Genomic DNA, 1,402 nt, shown 5'->3' on the forward strand with positions numbered 1-1,402 from the left:
AGTAATTCCTGTTCCTTGAGAACCATGAGCCTTAAACGCCTTTGTGAAATTATCGATATAATAAACACTTACAAGGTGTTTTTGTCAAGATTTTTAGGTTTTAACCGTAAGGGTCTGAACGGTTACGCCAACGGAAGTGCCTATTACAAACCTCGATAAACCAAGCGTAGTAGCAAGCAGCTTGATTCAAACATTAGATTATAAAAGCCGTAGTGTTAAATTAATCTCTCAAGCTGAAAGTGGTGTATTTGAAGAGGTTTTAATTAGATTAATACCTTTAATAACGGGGGATGAATACCTAAATAAACTGCAAAATTAATGCAACAAAATAAAGGATATAAATGAGCGGAGCAAGACCATGAACAAAATTACAACACAAGAAAGGCAAAGGCGCAGAAATCTATCCGACGCTTCCGCCGCATCAGATGCCCTAGAAGGTATTCCACGCCTAACGAACAAGGTTAGATTGTGATCGCGAAGCGAGCCACAATCTGAACCGTTTGTTGGACAAGCCCGGCCCGTTAGTAGGAAGTCTGTTAAATCGTTTCTATGAAAATAGCTTTTTGCTGATTAGCTCGATTGATTAATCAGACTTCGTTTTTACAACTTAATTGAACCTTGAGCGTTGCCCATTGCAGTCAACTCCTAAAGTTCAAGTATCGGGGCATTTTTTATGCTTTAATCCCCGATTTTAGCCCAAACAACTCCCTCAGCGCCTTATGCGCTGCTTGTCTGGGCGAAGGAGTGTGAATTTACATAACCTTTAGTGGTTCCAGCATTTAAGTCGGCACAGGCTGAAAGGTCACTTCCACTCTGGGGATTCTCCTACGCCCCACGATCATTACACCGCCACAACATTTGCAACTGAATTGTGGTCGTACTTTAAGTCTGCTTAATATCTTCGTCGGATCAAACTTTAGCAGGGTATGGATCAGTTTAATCACCCTTTTGCTATTGGGGTGCAAAAAACCGAAGTTCCGTGCACGGCGAAAGCCTTTAGGTAAAACATGTTGCAGTACTAACCATAAAAAATCAGCTCCTGAAAGCGTTTTGGTTCGATAACGTTTGGTTTTGCTGTCTTGATAACGATACGTCACTTTGCCATTCTGGCAGGATAAAATATCCTTTTCACGAATAACGCCACGGTAAAGGTATCGACCCAGATAAATCAGGGCTTTATCGCCAGCACCGACAAACTTGCAATCCACTACCCATTTTCCCGGAATCTTCGCAGGAAAAGGAAGTTTCTCTTCGCTCATGCGTGTCAGCATTTTAGCGCGAAAGACTTTCGCCAGTGCTTTATGATTAAACAGGTATTTTCCCTCTTTAGTACGCCAAAGCTTATTGGTCTTGTCCACGATTGCCGCCGGCATGACCACATGAATATGCGGATGATCCTTTA

At 42.1% G+C, this 1,402-nt stretch carries 2 protein-coding genes; one reads left to right on the forward strand and one right to left on the reverse strand.

The window, feature by feature from the left end:
• The first annotated feature begins 136 nt into the window (after positions 1 to 136).
• Positions 137 to 319: a transcription elongation factor GreAB gene (locus BTHERMOSOX_RS11195; RefSeq protein ID WP_138121201.1), complete on the forward strand. Its 183-nt coding sequence runs from the start codon at positions 137 to 139 to the stop codon at positions 317 to 319.
• 460 nt (positions 320 to 779) lie between these two features.
• Here BTHERMOSOX_RS11195 and BTHERMOSOX_RS11200 read toward each other — a convergent pair.
• On the reverse strand, positions 780 to 1,402 hold a 623-nt coding region (locus BTHERMOSOX_RS11200), incomplete at its 5' end, for an IS91 family transposase (RefSeq protein WP_171004726.1).

Source organism: Bathymodiolus heckerae thiotrophic gill symbiont, assembly GCF_900128515.1.
Lineage (GTDB): Bacteria > Pseudomonadota > Gammaproteobacteria > PS1 > Pseudothioglobaceae > Thioglobus_A.